Source organism: Rubrivirga sp. (assembly GCF_049648075.1).
In the GTDB taxonomy this organism is placed as follows: Bacteria; Bacteroidota; Rhodothermia; order Rhodothermales; family Rubricoccaceae; genus Rubrivirga.
In genome coordinates this window covers 1-2,813 of sequence record NZ_JBARYR010000062.1, presented here as the reverse complement: position 1 = coordinate 2,813, position 2,813 = coordinate 1, and the positions used below count along the sequence as shown (strand labels likewise).

Here is a 2,813-nt window from a genome sequence, read left to right as displayed (position 1 = left end):
AGGTCGGCGGGGCCGTCTACCGGCCCTACGGGACCTCCGTACGCACGCGGCTGCTCGTCGTGGACCGGATGCCCCAAGACGAGGGCAGTGGCGCCAGAGACCGTGTGGAGGCCGTCGTCGAGACCGTGGCGGAGGCTGCTGACGTACTCGCACCCGTCCGCAGGTAGGTTGCCGGGGCATGAGACCGACTAGCGTGCCTCCCAGAGGCGACGAATCGGGACGGCCCAGAGTCGGTCCCCGAACGGTAGGAGTGTTTCGCCGTCGTAGAGCACGACGCCCGCTGCCATCCGGTCCCCGACGGCCTCCTGGAGCTTGTGGAGCCCAGAAAAGTCCTTCCCCCGAACCGTCGCCGCGGCCTTCACCTCGATGCCGACGAGCTGGCGGCCCGACCGCTCCATCACCAGGTCCACCTCGGCGCCGTCGCGGTCGCGGAGGTGGTGGAACCGGACGGTGCGAGTGAGCCCGCTCGCCTGACGGAGCAGCTCGCCGTACACGAACGTCTCGAGCATCTGGCCGTAGAGCTCGCGGTCGGCCCATAGCTCGTCCGCGCTCATCCCCAGGAGTGCGCACGCGACGCCGGTGTCGCCGGCGTGGAGCTTGGCCGTCTTGACCAAGCGGCTCAGCCGGTTCGAGTGCCACGGTCGGAGCTCGTCTAGCAAAAACACCCGCTCCAAGAGAGTCACGTAGTCCCGGATCGTCGGGCGCGAGATTTGAAACGGCCCCGACAAGTCGGCGATGTTGACGAGCCGGGCGGTCTGCGATGCGACGACGGAGAGCAGGCGGGGAAGGGCGTCGAGGTTGTGGATGGACGCGAGGTCGCGGACGTCGCGCTGGACCAAGGTCTCGACGTACGCCCGGTACCAGGCCGTGCGTCTGTGGGGCGCCGCTCGGGCGAGCGCGGCGGGGTACCCGCCCGCGACGACCGTCTCGGCGAGCGCGGGGCCGAGGCGCTCCGTCGGTCCTGACGCGAAGCCGAGGTCGGCCACCGAGCCGCTCTCGGCTCGGAACAGACGCTCGACGAACGTGGGGACCTCGCCTGCGCGTCCGGCGAGCTCGTGCTGCGAGAGCGGGTGCAGCCGGAGGATCTCCATCCGCCCGGCGAGCGAATCGGAGAGCGTCGGGACGAGGAGGACGTTGGCCGAGCCCGTGAGCAGGAACCGCCCCGGCGTCCGGTCGCGGTCGACCGCCGCTTTGAGCGAGGTGAACAGGCCTGGCACACGCTGGACCTCGTCGAGGACGGCACGACCGGGAAGGTCGGCGACGAACCCGACAGGGTCGGCCTCGGCCGCCGCGCGCAAGCTGTCGTCGTCGAACGTCCGGTAGGCGTAGCCCGCCGCGTCGCCGACGGCACGGGCGAGCGTGGTCTTGCCGCACTGGCGCGGCCCGTGGACCAGGACGACGGGCGTGTCGGCGAGAGCCTCTTCGAGACGGGGGCGAACGAGGCGGCTGTAGTGGGGGGCGTCGGCCATTCTAAAACCTACCATATGTCTCGGCTGATCGAAGAAATAGGAGTCGCTGATCGAAAGAAAACGATCCGCAATGTGAAAGAGCGCAAGTGACCGTGGGAGAAGAGGGAGTGAGGCTGAGCGCGGCTCGCCGCGATGCCGGGCCGATGGGCGAGCCCGTCAACGCGGCGGGCCGGAGCCCACCGGGGAGTGTCCCTGGTCAGAGGCCCCGCACGTCCAGCCAACCGGAAATCCTGTGGCTCCCTCTGCATCTCACGTCGCACCACGCGCGACCAACAACCCGGTCGAACAGCTCGACCTCTTCGCCCTCCTCGCACCCCGCATCGCCCGTCTGGGCGTCGCGCCACCGCGCCCGAGAGCGCAGGTGGCACCTCAGCCGCAGCTCGTATCTGCGTGGCCCTTCGCGGACGCTCTCCCGCTGGCGGTCACAGCTGTCCAAGAGACGGCCCAGACTGGCGCGCTCACAGCGTCCGTGTTCGACGCCTACCGCCCGAGCGTCCGGGTCCCGGGCGCTTGCCCTCACCCGACGCGCTTGGTCGAGTCGGCCGCGATGGCCGCGGCCATCGCACCACCGAGCGCCTACCGTCGGACGCTGCCTGAGCACCTCGTGACCCAGGGCATCCTCTCGGACGCGCAACTCGAGACCGTTTCCCGAGCGGGTGCGGCGCACGCGGAGCACCTGCCCGGTGAGGGCGGGGAGTCTGGACCGAGGCAGGGGTTCTTCGTCGGTGACGGGACCGGGGTCGGCAGAGATTGCCCGAGAGCGTGAACATGGCAGCGGTGCCGATTGGCGCTCGCGGGCTATCCTGAGGTCCAGCCCACATCCTCAATGGACACTGCGCCGCCGCACGTTCTCCCCATCTCTGCCGAGTTCGTCGCAGTCTCGGGATTCGTGCTCTTGTCGGCGTTCCTCACGGTGGAGCTCCTCCGGGGGCCGCAGAGCCCGGCCCGCCGCGCCCTGGCGGCGTTCACCGGCGTCGTCCTGGTCAACCGCGTGGTGTACCTCGCCGTGCTCGTGTGGGCCCCGGCGGCCGCGTGGCGGCACGTCACGGAAGCGGGCCTCTTGGGCACGGCCGTCTGCATCTTGCTCTTCGCCTACGCCTACGGCGGGTGGGCGTACTGCCGCGAGCGCCGCCTAGTCGTCGGGCTGACGGCGCTCGCGGCGGCCGTCGTGATCGGGTCCCGGGTGATGGGCCTGGGGTCCGGCGTGCCCCGGTACCTCTTCGACTACCAGCACTTCGTCTACGAGCTGCCGGCGTCCCGGACCCTCGGGCCGTGGGCGTACCGGGCGCCGCTCCTCGCGGCCCACACGTGGGCGGCCGTCGTCCTCGCGCGCAAGGGCTGGCG

General features: G+C 70.7%; 3 protein-coding genes. 2 read left to right on the top strand and 1 reads right to left on the bottom strand.

The window, feature by feature from the left end:
* Positions 1–188: 188 nt before the first annotated feature.
* Positions 189–1,469 (bottom strand): ATP-binding protein, encoded by a 1,281-nt coding sequence (locus tag WBA11_RS01825; protein WP_424519024.1) that lies wholly within the window; start codon positions 1,467–1,469, stop codon positions 189–191.
* 232 nt (positions 1,470–1,701) lie between these two features.
* On the opposite strand from WBA11_RS01825, the gene WBA11_RS01820 reads away from it, so the two are divergent.
* Together WBA11_RS01820 and WBA11_RS01815 are read left to right on the top strand one after the other, a co-directional pair.
* Positions 1,702–2,235: a strawberry notch-like NTP hydrolase domain-containing protein gene (locus WBA11_RS01820; RefSeq protein ID WP_424519023.1), complete on the top strand. Its 534-nt coding sequence runs from the start codon at positions 1,702–1,704 to the stop codon at positions 2,233–2,235.
* 60 nt (positions 2,236–2,295) lie between these two features.
* A partial coding sequence (locus WBA11_RS01815; protein ID WP_424519022.1) for a hypothetical protein occupies positions 2,296–2,813 on the top strand: 518 nt, incomplete at its 3' end.

Coding starts and splice junctions, on each gene's coding strand:
- WBA11_RS01825 (WP_424519024.1), bottom strand. CDS start 1,469: ATGGCCGACGCCCCCCACTACAGCCGCCTCGTTCGCCCCCGTCTCGAA.